Annotated in this window: 18 protein-coding genes; 7 read left to right on the plus strand and 11 right to left on the minus strand. The window is 56.9% G+C overall.

Annotated features, from left to right (window positions below; all coding sequences use genetic code 11):
• Positions 1 to 10: 10 nt before the first annotated feature.
• Positions 11 to 349 (minus strand): P-II family nitrogen regulator, encoded by a 339-nt coding sequence (locus GOX61_RS19985; RefSeq protein WP_170336579.1) that lies wholly within the window; start codon positions 347 to 349, stop codon positions 11 to 13.
• Between the two features lie 257 nt (positions 350 to 606).
• Here GOX61_RS19985 and GOX61_RS19990 point away from each other — a divergent pair, with 257 nt between their 5' ends.
• Positions 607 to 2,799 carry a transglycosylase domain-containing protein gene (locus GOX61_RS19990; RefSeq protein WP_170336581.1) on the plus strand — a complete coding sequence of 731 codons (2,193 nt, stop codon included), beginning with the start codon at positions 607 to 609 and terminating at the stop codon, positions 2,797 to 2,799.
• A gap of 51 nt (positions 2,800 to 2,850) precedes the next feature.
• Here the strand turns inward: GOX61_RS19990 and leuB are convergent, their stop codons facing one another.
• Complete coding sequence (gene leuB / locus GOX61_RS19995; protein WP_155146780.1) at positions 2,851 to 3,954, minus strand: 3-isopropylmalate dehydrogenase; 1,104 nt, start codon at positions 3,952 to 3,954, stop codon at positions 2,851 to 2,853.
• Positions 3,955 to 4,045: 91 nt separating this feature from the next.
• Here leuB and GOX61_RS20000 point away from each other — a divergent pair, with 91 nt between their 5' ends.
• Positions 4,046 to 4,573, plus strand: coding sequence for a redoxin domain-containing protein (locus tag GOX61_RS20000; protein WP_170336583.1), 528 nt, complete (start codon positions 4,046 to 4,048; stop codon positions 4,571 to 4,573).
• A gap of 6 nt (positions 4,574 to 4,579) precedes the next feature.
• Here GOX61_RS20000 and GOX61_RS20005 read toward each other — a convergent pair whose 3' ends face one another.
• Positions 4,580 to 5,473: a LysR family transcriptional regulator gene (locus GOX61_RS20005; RefSeq protein ID WP_170336584.1), complete on the minus strand. Its 894-nt coding sequence runs from the start codon at positions 5,471 to 5,473 to the stop codon at positions 4,580 to 4,582.
• An 83-nt stretch (positions 5,474 to 5,556) separates the two neighbouring features.
• On the opposite strand from GOX61_RS20005, the gene GOX61_RS20010 reads away from it, so the two are divergent.
• A complete protein-coding gene (locus tag GOX61_RS20010; protein WP_170336585.1) occupies positions 5,557 to 6,483 on the plus strand; it encodes an epimerase in 927 nt (308 codons plus the stop codon).
• Here GOX61_RS20010 and GOX61_RS20015 read toward each other — a convergent pair.
• The 7 genes from GOX61_RS20015 to GOX61_RS20045 all read right to left on the minus strand — a co-directional run bounded on the left by GOX61_RS20015 (position 6,480) and on the right by GOX61_RS20045 (position 12,300).
• Positions 6,480 to 7,514 (minus strand): endonuclease/exonuclease/phosphatase family protein, encoded by a 1,035-nt coding sequence (locus GOX61_RS20015; protein WP_170336587.1) that lies wholly within the window; start codon positions 7,512 to 7,514, stop codon positions 6,480 to 6,482. The genes GOX61_RS20010 and GOX61_RS20015 overlap by 4 nt on opposite strands.
• Positions 7,511 to 8,341 (minus strand): hypothetical protein, encoded by an 831-nt coding sequence (locus tag GOX61_RS20020; RefSeq protein ID WP_170336588.1) that lies wholly within the window; start codon positions 8,339 to 8,341, stop codon positions 7,511 to 7,513. Before GOX61_RS20020 ends, GOX61_RS20015 begins: the two co-directional genes overlap by 4 nt.
• A gap of 310 nt (positions 8,342 to 8,651) precedes the next feature.
• Positions 8,652 to 9,257, minus strand: coding sequence for a 3-isopropylmalate dehydratase small subunit (gene leuD / locus GOX61_RS20025; RefSeq protein ID WP_155146772.1), 606 nt, complete (start codon positions 9,255 to 9,257; stop codon positions 8,652 to 8,654).
• A 42-nt stretch (positions 9,258 to 9,299) separates the two neighbouring features.
• Positions 9,300 to 9,851 (minus strand): HdeD family acid-resistance protein, encoded by a 552-nt coding sequence (locus GOX61_RS20030; RefSeq protein ID WP_155146770.1) that lies wholly within the window; start codon positions 9,849 to 9,851, stop codon positions 9,300 to 9,302.
• A gap of 142 nt (positions 9,852 to 9,993) precedes the next feature.
• The gene (locus GOX61_RS20035) at positions 9,994 to 10,641 is read right to left on the minus strand and encodes a class I SAM-dependent methyltransferase (protein WP_170336590.1); all 648 of its coding nucleotides are present in this window, start codon (positions 10,639 to 10,641) and stop codon (positions 9,994 to 9,996) included.
• A 104-nt stretch (positions 10,642 to 10,745) separates the two neighbouring features.
• Positions 10,746 to 12,149, minus strand: a complete 1,404-nt coding sequence (gene leuC, locus GOX61_RS20040) for a 3-isopropylmalate dehydratase large subunit (protein ID WP_170336592.1) — start codon at positions 12,147 to 12,149, stop codon at positions 10,746 to 10,748.
• A gap of 43 nt (positions 12,150 to 12,192) precedes the next feature.
• Complete coding sequence (locus tag GOX61_RS20045) at positions 12,193 to 12,300, minus strand: isopropylmalate isomerase (protein ID WP_155146764.1); 108 nt, start codon at positions 12,298 to 12,300, stop codon at positions 12,193 to 12,195.
• A 120-nt stretch (positions 12,301 to 12,420) separates the two neighbouring features.
• Here GOX61_RS20045 and GOX61_RS20050 point away from each other — a divergent pair, with 120 nt between their 5' ends.
• The 4 genes from GOX61_RS20050 to GOX61_RS20065 all read left to right on the plus strand — a co-directional run bounded on the left by GOX61_RS20050 (position 12,421) and on the right by GOX61_RS20065 (position 15,299).
• Positions 12,421 to 13,773, plus strand: a complete 1,353-nt coding sequence (locus GOX61_RS20050; protein ID WP_170336594.1) for a mechanosensitive ion channel family protein — start codon at positions 12,421 to 12,423, stop codon at positions 13,771 to 13,773.
• A 164-nt stretch (positions 13,774 to 13,937) separates the two neighbouring features.
• A complete protein-coding gene (gene rsfS / locus GOX61_RS20055) occupies positions 13,938 to 14,297 on the plus strand; it encodes a ribosome silencing factor (protein ID WP_058276550.1) in 360 nt (119 codons plus the stop codon).
• Positions 14,298 to 14,341: 44 nt separating this feature from the next.
• Positions 14,342 to 14,812 (plus strand): 23S rRNA (pseudouridine(1915)-N(3))-methyltransferase RlmH, encoded by a 471-nt coding sequence (gene rlmH, locus GOX61_RS20060; protein WP_170336596.1) that lies wholly within the window; start codon positions 14,342 to 14,344, stop codon positions 14,810 to 14,812.
• A gap of 1 nt (position 14,813) precedes the next feature.
• Positions 14,814 to 15,299, plus strand: coding sequence for a flavodoxin family protein (locus GOX61_RS20065; protein ID WP_170336598.1), 486 nt, complete (start codon positions 14,814 to 14,816; stop codon positions 15,297 to 15,299).
• Between the two features lie 3 nt (positions 15,300 to 15,302).
• On the opposite strand, the gene GOX61_RS20070 is transcribed toward GOX61_RS20065, so the two are convergent.
• Entirely contained in the window at positions 15,303 to 15,650 is a 348-nt protein-coding gene (locus GOX61_RS20070; RefSeq protein ID WP_170336600.1) for a hypothetical protein, read from the minus strand.
• Positions 15,651 to 15,673: the final 23 nt, after the last annotated feature.

Below are 15,673 nucleotides of genomic sequence, written 5' to 3' on the forward strand. Positions count from 1 at the left end.
GTGGCGGCGCTTACAGCGCCTCTTCGTTCGTTTCCCCGGTCCGCACGCGCAGGGCCTGCTCGACATCAAGGACGAAAATCTTGCCGTCACCGATCTTGCCGGTTTTGGCGGTTTTGGTGATGGTCTCGACGATCTGGTCGGCCATGGTGGCGGGCACCACGATCTCGAGCTTGATCTTAGGTACGAAATTCACGGCGTATTCAGCCCCGCGATAGATTTCCGTGTGTCCCGATTGCGAGCCAAAGCCCTTGATCTCGGTCACCATCATGCCGCGCACCCCTGCATCGGTCAGTGCCTCGCGCACCTCCTCCAGCTTGAACGGCTTGATTGTCGCAATGATCAGTTTCACGTCTTTCCCCTCTGCTTTCCGGGCAGGCCGGTTTGTTTGCACCTGCAGAAAAAGAGCGCGACCTGACGTCGTAAGGAACGGACTCAGTCGTTCGACGCCGGGTAAAACAGCGTGAAGTTGCACAATTTTTGCACAAAACGTGTGATATGTTCAAAAATTAGGCGCATGTGAGAGGGGAAATACCGGAAAATCACACCTCTACATGCCCGCGCAGCCACGGTATGGTGGCGCAAAAGCATAATCGGGCAGAGTTGAGCATGACTGAGTCCAAGCGCCGCAAAGCGACACTGGTCGCGGATAAAAGATACCCGTCGAAAGGGCGCAAGCCCACGGCGACCAAACGTGCTGCAAAACCGGCGGGCAAGAAAGCGACTGCGCGCAAAACGACAACGCTCAAGACCGCACGCAAGAAAACCAGTAAGGGCTCTGGTGGGAATGGCGGAGGGATCTTCCGCCGTCTGTTCCGCTGGATCTGGCGACTGATCTGGGGCCTGACCTGGCGTGTCGGGGCGATTGCGGCACTGCTCATCGCACTCGCAGTGGGGATCGTTTACTCATCTCTGCCGGATGTGGATGCCTTGTTGGATGGACGTGCGCGCGGATCGGTTACGTTGCTGGATCGCGATGGCAAGGTCTTTGCATGGCGCGGGGACCAGTTCGGCGGTGTAATTACTGCGGATACGGTTTCGCCCCACTTAAAGAACGCGGTGATCGCGACCGAGGATAAGCGCTTCTATCGGCATTTTGGCGTCAGTCCGCGCGGCGTAGCCAGCGCCGTTCGCATCAACCTGAGCGAAGGGCGTGGACCGCTGTCAGGGCATGGCGGCTCGACCATCACGCAACAGACCGCCAAGTTGCTGTGCCTAGGTGTGCCATATGAGCCGGATCAATGGGAATCCGAGGCAGCCTATGAGGCAGACTGCCGTCAGGGATCGCTGTGGCGTAAAGCCAAAGAAGCCATCTATGCGATGGCGATGGAGGTCAAATACTCCAAGGATGAGGTTCTGACTGTTTATCTGAACCGCGCATTCCTTGGTGCGGGCGCCCGTGGCTTCGAAGCTGCAAGCCAGCGTTACTTTGGTAAATCGGCGGCCGAGGTTAATCCGTCTGAGGCTGCGATGCTGGCAGGTCTTCTTGTTGCGCCGACGCGCTACGCCCCAACCAATAACCTGCAGCGGTCGCAGGATCGCGCACGCCTTGTGATTGGGCTGATGGAGGATCAGGGATATCTGACCGCCTCTCAGGCCAGCACAGCGCGCAGTAACCCGGCGCAGTTGTCAGAGGCTGCAGCTGCAAGGGCTGGCGGCTACTTTGCCGACTGGGTCATGGCCAGCGGGCCCGAGTTCTTTACCCGCAATACAACCGAAGATGTGGTGATCCGGACCACTCTGGACCAGCGCCTGCAGAAATCTGCTGAAGAGGCCCTGCAGTTCATATTTCAGGAGAAGGTACGCGAAGGGTCCAAGGCGCAGGCTGCAATTGTTGTAATGTCGGCCGACGGTGCCGTGCGCGCCATGGTTGGCGGTCGAAAGACCCGCGTCTCAGGCGCATTCAACCGGGCCACGCAGGCTTTGCGCCAGACCGGATCTTCCTTCAAACCATTTGTCTACGCGACAGCACTGGAACTGGGGTATTCGCCATTGGATACTGTGGTGGATGAGCCCACTTGCTGGAACATTCCCGGATCGGGTCAGTGGTGCCCAAAAAACTACACCAACAAATATTATGGGCGTGTGACGCTGGCCGATGCGTTGAAGAACTCATTGAATATTCCAGCGGTGAAGGTGGCCGATATCTCGGGTCTGGACAATGTCCGGACTGTCGCCAGTCAGTTCGGAATTGCCAGCGATCTGGCCGAGGGGCCGGCGTTGGCGCTGGGCGCGTCAGAAAGCACTCTGATCGAGATGACGGGGGCGTATGCCGGTATCCTGAATGGTGGCTCATCGGTGGAACCCTACGGCCTGACCGAGCTGAAATTGCTGGGAGATGAGACACCGGTCATGGTGACCACGACCGGGATCGGAGAGCGTGTGATCCGGGATGATGCCGCCAAACAACTGACATGGATGATGGAGCGCGTCGTGTCCCAAGGCACCGGGCAACGGGCGAAGCTGCCTGGATGGCAAGTGGCAGGTAAAACCGGGACAACACAGGCTGCACGGGACGCCTGGTTTATCGGCTTTACGGCGGATTACGTGGCCGGTGTCTGGATGGGTTATGACGATAACACACCCTTGTCGGGCGTGACTGGTGGCGGATTACCAGCTGAAATCTGGAGAGAGACTATGCTGCGCGTGACCGAAGGGATGACCCCGACACCACTGCCCATGCTGGCTCCAGAGCCGCCGGTTCAGGTGGCACAACCAACACAGCAACGGCGCCGACAGGGTGGCGGCGGGTTTGCCAAGGCAGTCGATAATCTGTTGAAGGATATTTTCGGCAAGAACTGATGTTCAGGCCTGAAAGGCAGGCAGCGCGTGTCGCGCTGCCTGATTATTGTGTCAGAGACTTTCGTTCAGCGCAGCAACAATGGCGTCGCCCATCTCTGTGGTTGAAACGGGCTCGACACCCTCATCCGCCAGCAGGTCACCGGTGCGAACGCCATCGGCCAGAACTTTCTCGACAGCGGCTTCGAGGCGATCTGCTTCTTCACCCTGATCAAAGCTGTAGCGCAGCGCCATCGCAAAGCTGAGGATACAGGCGATTGGGTTCGCCTTGCCTTGACCAGCAATGTCCGGAGCGGAACCGTGTACGGGCTCATACAGCGCCTTTGGCCGACCATTGGCCATCGGTGCGCCCAGCGAGGCGGATGGCAGCATGCCCAGCGATCCGGTCAGCATCGCGGCGCAGTCAGACAGGATGTCACCGAACAAGTTGTCGGTCAGGATCACGTCGAACTGCTTGGGTGCGCGAACCAGCTGCATCGCGCCGTTGTCGGCATACATGTGAGACAGCTCGACCTCAGGATAATCAGCCGCGACACGATTCACGACTTCGCGCCACAGGATACCTGATTCCATCACATTGGCTTTTTCCATCGAGCAGAGCTTTTTGCCCCGGCGCATGGCCAGTTCGAAAGCCGAACGTGCTGCGCGCTCGATCTCGGATTCGGTGTAACGCTGGGTATTGATGCCCACTCGCTCGTTGCCTTCTTCGAAGATGCCACGCGGCTCGCCGAAATAGACACCCGAAGTCAGTTCGCGCACGATCATGATGTCCAGACCGGCCACCACATCCTTTTTCAGCGACGAGAAATCGGCCAGCGCGTCAAAGCACTGGGCCGGACGCAGGTTCGAATACAGGTCCATTTCCTTGCGCAGGCGCAGCAATCCGCGCTCGGGCTTGAGGCTGAAGTCCAGATCGTCATACTTCGGTCCACCTACGGCACCCAGCAGAACAGCATCTGCTTCTTGCGCCTTGGCCATGGTCTCGTCTGATAGTGGCTTGCCATGGGCATCATAGGCTGCACCGCCTACGAGGTCCTCGCTCACGTCAAATTGAAGTCCGCGATTGGCGCCGAACCAATCGATGATTTTGCGCACTTCGGCCATAACTTCCGGGCCAATTCCGTCTCCGGGCAGGATGAGGAGCGAGGGGTTGGACATGAAGGGTCTCCTTGCGTTTTACAGCAAAGGCCCTAGCGTCTGCGCCGCATCGGGTCAATGAGACGATCCGGCCAAAACACGAGGAAAACACATGTTGATACCGGGAAATCCCGTTCCTGAACTGAAAATCGAAACCGTGGCACATGGCAGCTTTGATCTGGATGCGGACAAAGGTGAAAACGGGACGCTGGTGATTCAGTATCGCGGCCTGCATTGCCCGATCTGTATCCGCCAGATGGGCGAGGTCGAAGCAGCGTTGGATGACTTCGCGGATCTGGGCATCGAAGTGATCGTGCTGAGCACCGACACTGCCGAGCGCGCGGCTGAAACGGTCGAGAAGGCGGGCACTTCGCGTTTGCGTGTCGGGCACAGCCTGCCATTGGCGGCGGCGCGAGATGACTGGGGCCTGTACATGTCCAAGGGTCGTGAGGGTACGGCTGAGGCGCCATTCTTTGCGGAGCCGGGGCATTTCTATATCGCACCGGACCGGTCGCTTTATTTTGCTTGGCAGCAATCGACCCCGTTTGGCCGCCCATCCATCGCCGACATCAAGGGTGGAATTAAATACGCGCTGGACAACAAGTATCCCCCGCGTGGCACGTACACAGGCGCGCTCTGAATACGTTCAGAGGCCGGCCTTCAACCCTTCGGCCAGTAGATCCCAGACCCTGCGTATGCGTGGGGTCTGTCGCATCGCCTGAGGCGCAGCAAGCCAAACGGGTAGAATAGGGATATCGACATCCAGTTGCAGGATTTCTACGTCCGGATCAGCCTGGGCGACCTTTACCTGACTGAAGCCAATACCGCAGCCTGCCCTGACCAATTCCCAATATGCGCTTTGCAGATCGCATCGCGTGGCAAAGCTGTCCTTTCCAACAGGCCATCCCTTTTCGCGCATCTTTGAAATGATCTCTTCGTTGGCGTCGAACCCGACAAGATCATGGTCGAATAGTTCCTGAGGTGTCGTCGGGCGCCCGGCGCGGTCCAAATAGGATGTAGCGGCGCAAAAACACAAAGGAACATCCCCGAGATAGCGAGAGATGATATCCATCTGTTCCGGACGATACATACGCACGGCGATGTCCGCTTCGCGATAAAGCAGGTTCTCTGTCACATCTGTCGCGACAAGTTCTAACTGTATCGCGGGTTCCTGTTTCCGAATCTCGGCCAGAATCGGGGGAAGCAAATGATGCGAGGCGAAAACCGAAGCCGTGATCCTGACAGACCCTTCGAGTTGTTGGGATTGCCCAGCGGCGGTGAGGCTGAAAGCGCTCATTGCTTCGTGCATTTGCTGCGCCATTGGCAATAGCTGCGTACCCACCTGGCTGAGTTTCAGGCCCCGGGCATGGCGGTCAAAGAGAGAAACACCCAACTCGCTTTCAAGGATTTGAATCTGGCGACCCAGTGTGGGCTGGCTGCGCCCAAGCTCTCGAGCAGCGGCTGACAGCGATCCGGAATCTGCAACCGCAAGAAAACTTTGGATCAATGACCAGTCTGAGAGAGTAAGTGTTCTGTCCATACACAGATGAATACATGATCTGCGAATTTCGACAATTCCCCAAACCTGATGAATGCCTAAGTTCGGGGCAAAAGGAGGGCGTCATGACTCGATCAGTTCTTATTCTGGGGGCCTCTGGTCGGTTTGGCCGGAATACCGAAGACGCATTTCGCAGCGCCGGCTGGGACGTACGCCGATTTGATCGCAAGACCGACAATCTGATGACGTCCGCGCAGGGTGTGGATGTGATCGTGAATGGCTGGAACCCGCTTTACCCCGATTGGGCCAAAATGGTGCCGGACCTGCACCGGCGGGTGATCGAGGCTGCCTCAGCCAGTGGCTCTACAGTGATCGTTCCGGGGAATGTGTATGTCTTCGGGGCTGAGACGCCCGGACCATGGTCGGCATCTACACCCCATATGGCCACAAACCCTCTTGGTCGGATCAGGATCGATATGGAGGAAGCCTACCGCGCCTCGTCGGTTCGCACCATTATTCTGAGGGCCGGAGACTTCATCGACACCACAGCATCGGGAAACTGGTTCGATCAGGTCACGATCAAGCAGCTTGCACGTGGCCGGTTTGTGTATCCCGGTAACCCCGAAATCCCTCATGCCTGGGCCTACCTGCCTGATCTTGCACGTGCGGCTGTTGTGCTGGCTGAGATGAGGGCGGAACTGCCACGGTTCAGTGACGTTCCATTTGCGGGTTACACACTGACAGGGAACGACTTGATGCGTGGGCTTTCACGGGCAACCGGTAATGAGCTGACATTGAAGCGCATGCAATGGTGGCCGCTTCGGCTTGCCCGCCCATTCTGGCGACTAGCTCCGCATCTGCTTGAGATGCGCTATCTTTGGGATGTTCCGAATCGACTGGACGGGAGTTTTTTCGACGAGCTGGTTGGCGATTTTCAATCAACGGATCTGGAGGTCGCTTTGTCGACCTCAATCCCCCCAATGCTGCAACCAGCAGATGGTTTGTCACCGGACAGGCCCCTGAAAGCCGGGGTGGTGACGCAGGCGCACTAGTTTTGTCGGATTGATAGGTCGACCCAGATCAGGCGATGTCTGCTTGCGGTGGCGGCAGCCTCGACCTGTTTCCCTGTCTCATCAGTCCAGTAGATCCCCGAACGCTCCACCTGCCAATCGGCTGAAGGCAGTACATAGTCAACGCGCATTTCGCCCACGCCTTTCCAGGCCACCGTTGTCGCGGATCCGGTTGAATCTCGGGGTTCTGGATCCTGCAGTTGTGGATCGGCCAAGAGATTCCGGATTGCGCCTTTGTGACCATCACCTTGGTTGGGGTCGAGATTCGCATCCCCGGCGATCACAAACCGGCCGGTTGGGGCCGTACCAATATCGCCATCAAGCAAAAGCGACCAAAACCGGATCTCATCCCGGTTGCGCAAGCCGTTTCTATCCTCAGGTCCGTCAAAGACCGGTGGGCTGGCGTGAAAGGTCATCAAGTCAAACCTGCCCCCGGGCGCATCAATTGGTATTACCCAATGCGCTGTTGATGAGAGCCGTTGGATTGATTGCGCCTGTTCAGATGGAAACGGCAAATCGTCTGAGACCGGCAGTCGGGCGCCAGGCACATCCCTCCAAAGGGTCGTTGAATAATCAGCGATATCGTCTGTCAGGATTGGGAAGCGCGAGAGTACAGCCAAACCGCCTTGGCCGGTAAACCGTCCCCAACCCTGCGCGTCACCTGGACCCTCGGATTTGCTATCACCATCCAGATCAACGCCTGTGACTGATCCCGAATTTGGCTGCGCTGAAAAGCTGTAGGCATAATCCAGTCCCGCAGCTTTGAGTTTTGCAGTTAGTGCTGCGAGGGCGAGATTGTTGTAGTCCCAGTCCATACCCTGCAACGCGACTACATCCGGCTGCATTGCTGCAAGGACACCGATAACAGCTATGACCTGCGGATCATCACGTTCAATATCGCGCAGTAGTACACCAGGCCCATTGCGGCTGAGTTCAGTGTTAAAGCTTGCTACGCGCAGGGGGTCCGCCTGTGCCGCCAGGGGCAGCAGCAACAGGATCAGGTACCGGATCATGCAGTCTGAGTTGTCTCGGCAGTAGAATAGGCGCGGCGTTTTTCGACGATCAAACCCGCAATACGGAGCGTTGCCATTCCGCGCATGATCATGCTGGCGGGCAGAAAGGCCCAGGCGCTTAATGTCCAGATCAGTGTTTGTGGATTACTGAGCGACAGGGGGTCTACATAGTCGGTTGTAATCTTGATCAGCGCCGGAATCAGGAAAGGCAGCAGAACGCCAAGCGAAATGTTCAGTTTTCCATCCCTGCGCAGACGCGTGACAACGTCTCCACCTTTGGTTGGGTCGAAAAGCGGCAGATTGGTCCAGACATTGAACGCGCCATTTCCAACCGGCCATCCGCGCATTTTTACCGCGTATGCAAAGCTGGCGATCGTCACCAAAGCAGCCACATAAGCGACGCTGGCAGAAATCCGGACCAATTCAATCAACGGCTGACTTGCACCTGCGGGCAACATCAATACCACCAATCGAACGGGTGAATACGGAAAGTCGACCACGGCAGCGACGGCCAGGCCAACGGAATAAATCGAACTGGTCAATTCTGTCGGAGCGTAGGCGTTTTTACAGATCAGTGTCAGGAACGACACCATCGACATCAGTCCGACAAAACGCAGGCGATTCACCGGGGGCGCATCACGGAATTCAATAAAGCTGGGGAAGGCCGAATTGTATTCAGCAAAAGTCAGGATAAACGCGAGGATGGCGAGAAAGACAACAATCTCGGTCCCATTCGACGTCGATGTCGGGAGATACAACGCAGGGGTGAGCACAAGAAGTGCCACCAATAATCCGCGTATCGCCGCCCCCGTGGTGCGTGCAATCACTATCCGAACCCTTTCAAACTGGACTAGTCGATTCTTCGCCGACTTCGTTCCAACTTGTGCCCATCATTTCGACGGTTGCCAATTTAGCGCCAACACTGGCGGTTATCCGCTCAAACCTCAAGCCAAGCGGCAGGAAACACCTGATTTCGGGCAAAATGATGGCAAAACTGGTGCGGCTTTGCATCATTGATGACGCATAGATGACGTGTATTCAGAATGCACCGCTACATGTTGTGGTTGCTTAGATTTTACACCCAAGAATAAGAAAAGGGCCGCCTAAGCGACCCTCTTAAGTTGTATATGCCAAGAATCAAACCCAGGGGCGGGCCTGACTTGCATGATCTTCAAACTTGTCGATGTGGTGATCTTTTTCCATCGTCAGGCCGATATCATCCAGACCATTCAGCAGGCAATGTTTGCGATGGGGATCAATTTCAAACTCGATTACCACGCCGTCTGATGTAGTGATCTGCTGATCTTCCAGATGCACGGTCATGCGGGCGTTCTCGCCCTTGTGGGCGTCTTCCATCAGGATCACATGATGCTCTTCTTCGACCACGATGGGTAGGATGCCGTTCTTGAAGCAGTTGTTGAAGAAGATGTCAGCAAAGCTGGTCGAGATTACGACCTTGATGCCGAAATCCTTGATTGCCCAAGGGGCGTGTTCCCGTGACGAACCACACCCAAAATTGTCGCCGGCCACCAGAATCTCGGTATTGCGATAAGCGGGTTTGTTCAGAACAAACTCCTCATTTTCGCCGCCATGATCGTGATAGCGCATCTCGTCAAACAGCACGACACCAAGGCCGGACCGTTTGATCGTTTTCAGGTGTACTTTCGGAATGATCATATCTGTGTCGATATTGATCAGCGGCATTGGGGCGGCCACCCCGTGGACTTTGTCAAACTTTTCCATGTCTACACTCCTGCGGGAGAGGGCCGCGCCCATGCCCCGCGTTTAAGCTTCTTTCGCTTCTGTCGTTTCGTTAGGTGCGTTTTTGACGAAGAACGCCATGAAGACCAAACCGAACCCGTTGAACAGCATCTCGATGCCCAGCAAAATACCAAGAAGCTGGAACAGTACCGCAGGTTCTTCTGCGGCATAACTCCAGATGATACCTGCGAGGATGATCGACAAGATGCCCGAGATCAGTGTGGGCCAGAAAAAAGACGTTCCGCGCATCTGAAATGAGAGGAAGATCCGGGCAATACCGCCTGCCATGAACAGGATCAGAACCACCGTCGCCAGCGTCAGCGTGCCTTCCAACGGGTTATCGAGGAACGACCACCCGAGAAACAGCATTACGGCACCCATGATGAAGGACAGGATCTTATTTCCCGTACCTTCAACGGTGAAGCCGCCAACAACCTGCAGCACGCCTGATATCAGCAGCAGCACGCCGGTCACCACTGTTACTGCAATGGATGCAACAACAGGTGCGCCCAGCACAAAGATGCCAAACGCTATGGATAGTAGCCCCAGCAGGAGCCATTTGACCCAATCACTCATTTCAGTCTCTCCCTCAAATATCTAGATATGAGGGTAGCTTACGTTAGATTTGATGTTTCTGCCAACCATCCTTAACTCTCTCTTGTATCGTCTCGTGCCATCACGAGGGCTGCAATATCGATCGGAGTGACTTAGCACATCTTCACCTGAGCCAATTGCGCACTCGGGTCACAAATCCCGGAGGGTTCGGGTCGGGTTTTTGCACGACAAAAACATCCCGAAACTCCCCCAGTACGCCGATGCTGGCGTCGTTCAACCTGACCTGACGCACTGATGCACCCGGCGCCCAGTTCAGGATCAGGCTGGACAGGTCGTTGCCAAAGTGGAACGTCACCGCGGCGCCTTCATTGTCGATCGGATTGCCGTGGTACTCTGGCTCGAACAGATGCTCCACACCATCTTCCCTGATCCAGGCGCGCCTCTCTGTCGTGGCTTTGGTTTCATAAACCGGGGTGGTGAAAATGATGAACCCTCCTGGCTTCAGCGTTCGCATCATTTCGGTAAAACATGCACCGGGATCATTCACATGCTCCAAAACGTCCAAATGGCAGTGAATGTCGATCGAGTTGTCCTCAAACGTCAGTTGCTCAAGATTTTCCGACTGGTACGGACCATTCTTCTGACCGCGCGGCACATCCGAATAATAGTGCGAGCCGATATAGCCGGGGGCTTCTTTCATCATCCGAACTGAAATGCCTCGTTCGGCAGGTGAGCATTCATGGATCACCATGGAACGCCAGTCCGGAATGAAGTGGTGAAGGCACCAGGCCAGCGCACGTTCTCTCGGCAAGGATCCGCAATTCGAGCACAGAAGAAAATCGCGCAGCCAATCGTGTTCTGAGCGAAATTTTGACGGTTGCTCGCAGATCGGGCACGTCCCTGCAAACACGTGCGTCATATCAGAGTCCGTACGTCTGTCAGCCGTCCTGTGATTGCCGCAGCGGCAGCCATTGCGGGGCTCAGCAGATGGGTGCGTCCGCCCCGGCCCTGACGGCCTTCGAAGTTGCGGTTCGAGGTCGCGGCACAGCGCTCGCCCGGTTGCAACTGATCGGGGTTCATCGCCAGACACATCGAGCATCCCGCCAGACGCCATTCGAATCCGGCCTCTTTGAAGATTTCGGCAAGGCCTTCTTCTTCGGCCTGAGCGCGAACAAGACCCGAGCCCGGCACGACCATAGCGCGCAGACCGTCCTTGATCTTTTTGCCCTTAAGGATTTCAGCCGCGGCGCGCAGGTCTTCGATACGACCGTTGGTGCACGAGCCGATGAAGACGGTGTCGATTTCCACATCGCTCAGCTTCTGACCGGCTTCCAGACCCATGTATTCGATCGAACGGCGGGCCGCGTCGACCTTGCCGCCTTCGAAATCATCTGGATGAGGCACGGTTGCGGTGATCGGCAGTACGTCCTCGGGGCTGGTACCCCAGGTCACGACCGGCGCAATGTCTTCGCCGCGCAGGGTGATGACCTTGTCGAAATGCGCGTCTTCGTCGGTATAAAGCGTTTTCCACCAATCCATCGCCGCTTCCCACTGGGCACCTTTCGGTGCATGGGGACGGCCTTTGACATATTCAAAGGTGGTCTCGTCAGGGGCGATAAGGCCCGCGCGTGCGCCGCCTTCGATCGCCATGTTGCAGACGGTCATGCGGCCTTCCATCGACAGATCGCGGATCGCTTCGCCGCAATATTCGATGACGTAGCCGGTGCCGCCAGCAGTACCGGTCTCGCCGATAACGGCCAGAGTGATGTCCTTGGCGGTCACGCCCGGCTGCAGTTTGCCGGTGATTTCCACCTTCATGTTTTTGGACTTCTTCTGGATCAGAGTCTGCGTGGCCAGAACGTGTTCAACCTCGGACGTACCGATACCATGGGCCAGCGCACCAAACGCGCCGTGGGTGGCGGTGTGGCTGTCGCCGCACACAACGGTCATGCCGGGCAGGGTCCAGCCTTGCTCGGGGCCGACGATGTGGACGATGCCCTGACGCACATCATGCACAGGGTAGTAGTGAATGCCAAAATCCTTGGCGTTCTTGTCCAGCGCTTCGACCTGAATGCGCGATTCCGGGTTTTCGATCCCGTTCACCCGGTCAGGTGTGGTGGGCACGTTGTGATCTGGGACGGCGATGGTCTTTTCCGGTGCGCGTACCTTGCGGCCTGCCATGCGCAGGCCTTCGAACGCCTGCGGGCTGGTGACTTCGTGTACCAGGTGGCGGTCGATATAAAGCAGGCAGGTGCCATCATCGGCTTCGTGCGCGACATGGGCATCCCAGATCTTGTCATAGAGCGTTTTGGGGGACATAGGTCCTCTCCCGTATGTAATGAGAAATAGCTGGCGAGGTGGCTCAGGCCGCCGATAGGCGGGCCAGGACCGTGCGGGCAGCCCCAAAGAACCGTTCACGCAACCGCGCGCGGTCTTCCAGATTCTGGAGTTGGGCCACATTGAGTCTCATGCGCCTCAGATATATCGCAGCTTCGCGTCAATCAAGGATCAATCCCGCATACGTGTAGACCGGTAGCTTGGGCTTGCATCAGGGCGCATCGGTCTCCAAGCTAACCAGCAGGAGATGCGCATGAACCAGGATCTGTTGCCGGAATCGCTGTCTGATCTTTATGAAAACATGGCTTTGGCCTTTTCCTCGCAGTTTGAGAACCTGATTGAACTGGTCGTGACACCGGGGTGGCGACAGTACCAGTTGATCATCATCCTGTTCCTATGGGCGCTGGCCTTTGTCCTGCGACTGCTGACGCAAAAGCGCTGGGAGGCGTGGGCGCGCGCACGCACGGGCTGGCCGAAATGGCGGTTGCGGACACTGGTCCAACTGATGCGTCGCCTGACACTTGTCTATTTCGTGATCCTGTCCTGGGGGCTGTATCTGGTGATGCAGCAAGTCACCTGGCCGTCACGCAGCTATCTGATCGGCGTGTTCGCGACCTTGGCGGTGGCCTGGCTTGTCATTGCAATGGTGGCCCGGCTGGTGCGCAACCGAACACTCAGACGGATATTCAAGTGGTCGATGTGGATCTATGCAACGCTGGTTGCGTTGAATCTGACGGACGATGTGGCCGACTTTTTGGATGGAGTGGCGATTTCGGTTGGCGACCTGCACATTTCAGCGCTCGGCATCATCAAGGCAGTACTGCTGATCGGAATACTGCTGACGCTTGCCCGGCTGGGCACGCGCGCTGCAGAACGTGGATTGAAGGGCAATGACGACATCACCCCATCCATGCAGGTTTTGCTGGCCAAGGGCATTCAGGTGCTTCTGTATGGCGCGGTTTTTCTGGCGGCGATCCGCACCCTTGGGTTTGACCTGACCGGTATTGCGTTGTTGTCCGGCGCGATCGGTGTGGGCATCGGTTTTGGCTTGCAAAAAGTGGTGTCGAACCTGATTTCCGGGATCATCATCCTGATGGACCGGTCGATCAAACCGGGCGACGTGATCTCGCTGGGCGACACGTTTGGCTGGATAAATGCGCTGGGCGCGCGTTATGTCTCAGTGGTGACGCGGGACGGGCGGGAGTATCTGATCCCGAACGAGGATCTGATTACAAATCAGGTTGTGAACTGGTCGCATTCGGACCGTTTTGTGCGGCTCGATCTGGATTTCGGGACCAGCTATGACGACGATCCGCATCAGGTGCGTGCTACTGCGATCCGGTCGGTAAAAGCCGTCACGCGCGTGCTGAGCGGTGGAACGCATGAGCCGGTCTGCCACATCACTGGATTTGGCGACAGCAGCGTGGACTATGTTTTGCGGTTCTGGATCAGCGATCCAACCAAAGGGCTGACCAATATCCGCGGCAATGTCTATCTCGCCCTCTGGGACGCTTTCAAAGAAGAAGGTATCTCTATCCCCTTCCCGCAGCGAGAGGTTCGGCTGTTGTCGGACGACGCAGTCGCGCAACAGATCGCCAAAGAGTGACTGCGCGTGCGGACCCAGAAGCGTCCGTTCATTGAAATGTTGCATTCCCCTTGTTACCTTATTAGTACCCCGGCGCCGGGGTTTCATGGCGCGCAGCAAAGGAGGACTATGTCCTGTCTCTACATACACAGGCGGGTTTGCCCGCCGAAGATGGGGCCGGTGTAATGGCCCACTCTCAGTCAATCAGCGACAAGCTGCTTGAACGCATCCTTTCCTCACTTTCCGATGACAAGGCCGAAGACGTCGTGCAGATCAACCTGCAAGGTAAGTCTTCTGTTGCGGATCACATGGTGATTGCCTCGGGTCGGTCGACCCGTCAGGTCTCGGCCATGGCGGAAAAGCTGACGGATCGCATCAAGCAGGAATTCGGTTTCACCTCGAAGGTCGAAGGCAAGGATGCCGGCGACTGGGTGTTGATCGATACGGGCGACGTGATCGTCCATATCTTCCGCCCCGAAGTGCGTGAATTCTACCAGCTGGAAAAGATGTGGCTGCCTCAGGGCGGCAGCGCCTCGGCGAACTGAGGCGTCATCCCGGCCTGAATTAACAGGCCGGCGGCGAGAGAAATATGCGTATCAGCATTTGTGCGGTCGGGCGATTGCGTGCCGGACCGGAGAAGACCCTGCTTGATGATTATCTGACCCGATTTGACCGGACCGGCCGTGCGCTGGGCCTTGGTCCTGCGCGGGTGATCGAGGTTGAAGACAAGAAAAATGCAGGTATGGGTGCCGAGGCCGCGTTGCTGCGCAAGGCGCTGCCCAAGGGTGCAGTGATTTGTACGTTGGATGAACGGGGGCGGGTGATGTCCTCGCCGGATTTTGCCAAGAAACTGGGTGGCTGGCGTGATGCCGGGCGTCAGGATTTGGCGCTGATCATCGGTGGCGCGGACGGAATAGACCCTAGTCTACGGGCCGAGGCTGATTTTTCCATCTCATTTGGGTCCATGGTCTGGCCCCACATGTTGGTCCGTGTGATGCTGGCCGAGCAACTTTACCGGGCCGCAACCATCCTTTCCGGCGGTCCCTACCACCGGGTCTGACATGCCGCAGCTTTTGATTGTTTATCACTCACGTACGGGCGGCAGTCGGCAAATGGCCGAAGCAGCGGCCAAAGCTGCGCAAGAAGAAGCGGATACTGTTCTAAAGCCTGCGGATCAGGCCGGACCAGAAGATTTGCTGTTGGCGGATGGGTACATCTTTTGTGCACCCGAAAATCTTGCTGCCATTTCCGGTTTGATGAAGGAATTCTTTGACCGCAGCTACTATCCAGTGTTGGGCAAGATCGAAGGCAAACCCTACGCGCAAATGGTCTGCGCAGGTTCTGACGGCGAGAATGCGGCCAGTCAGATTGCGCGGATTGCGACAGGCTGGCGGTTGAAAGAAGTACAGCCACCGCTGATCATTTGCACACATGCGCAAACGCCCGAGGCGATTCTGGCGGAAAAGAAAATCCGGGACGACGAGCTTGAGAAATGCGCAGAGATCGGAGCAGCCTTGGCCGCTGGTCTCAGTCTGGGCGTGTTTTGAAGATCAGTTCAGCTGCACCAGCGTTGTTTCGGTATCCCATCCGTCGACACTGCAACGAGCCTGAATCTGTACCTGAGTTATGCCGTCCGGAATGGTGACCCCACCCAACGAACGTGTAAAGGGCTGCTCATTCTCATGCGGATGATGCAGGACACGCATGCCCAGTTCGTTCCCATCCATGTCCAGAACCCGCCAGCCGTCGGCATAGTGATCCCAGCCCGTATCGGGATGGCGGATCGTGACATCGAAACGCCAGGTGTCTCCACTACGGCTGGCTGAGACGTTTTCGATCACGGAAGGATCGGCAAAGGCGGGAGTCGCAAGCAAGGCGCTGAGAATCAGATATCGCATAGTCTGCAACCTACGGATTCAGG

This window comes from Ruegeria arenilitoris, from assembly GCF_013030265.1.
GTDB classification, from domain to species: Bacteria; Pseudomonadota; Alphaproteobacteria; order Rhodobacterales; family Rhodobacteraceae; genus Ruegeria; species Ruegeria arenilitoris_E.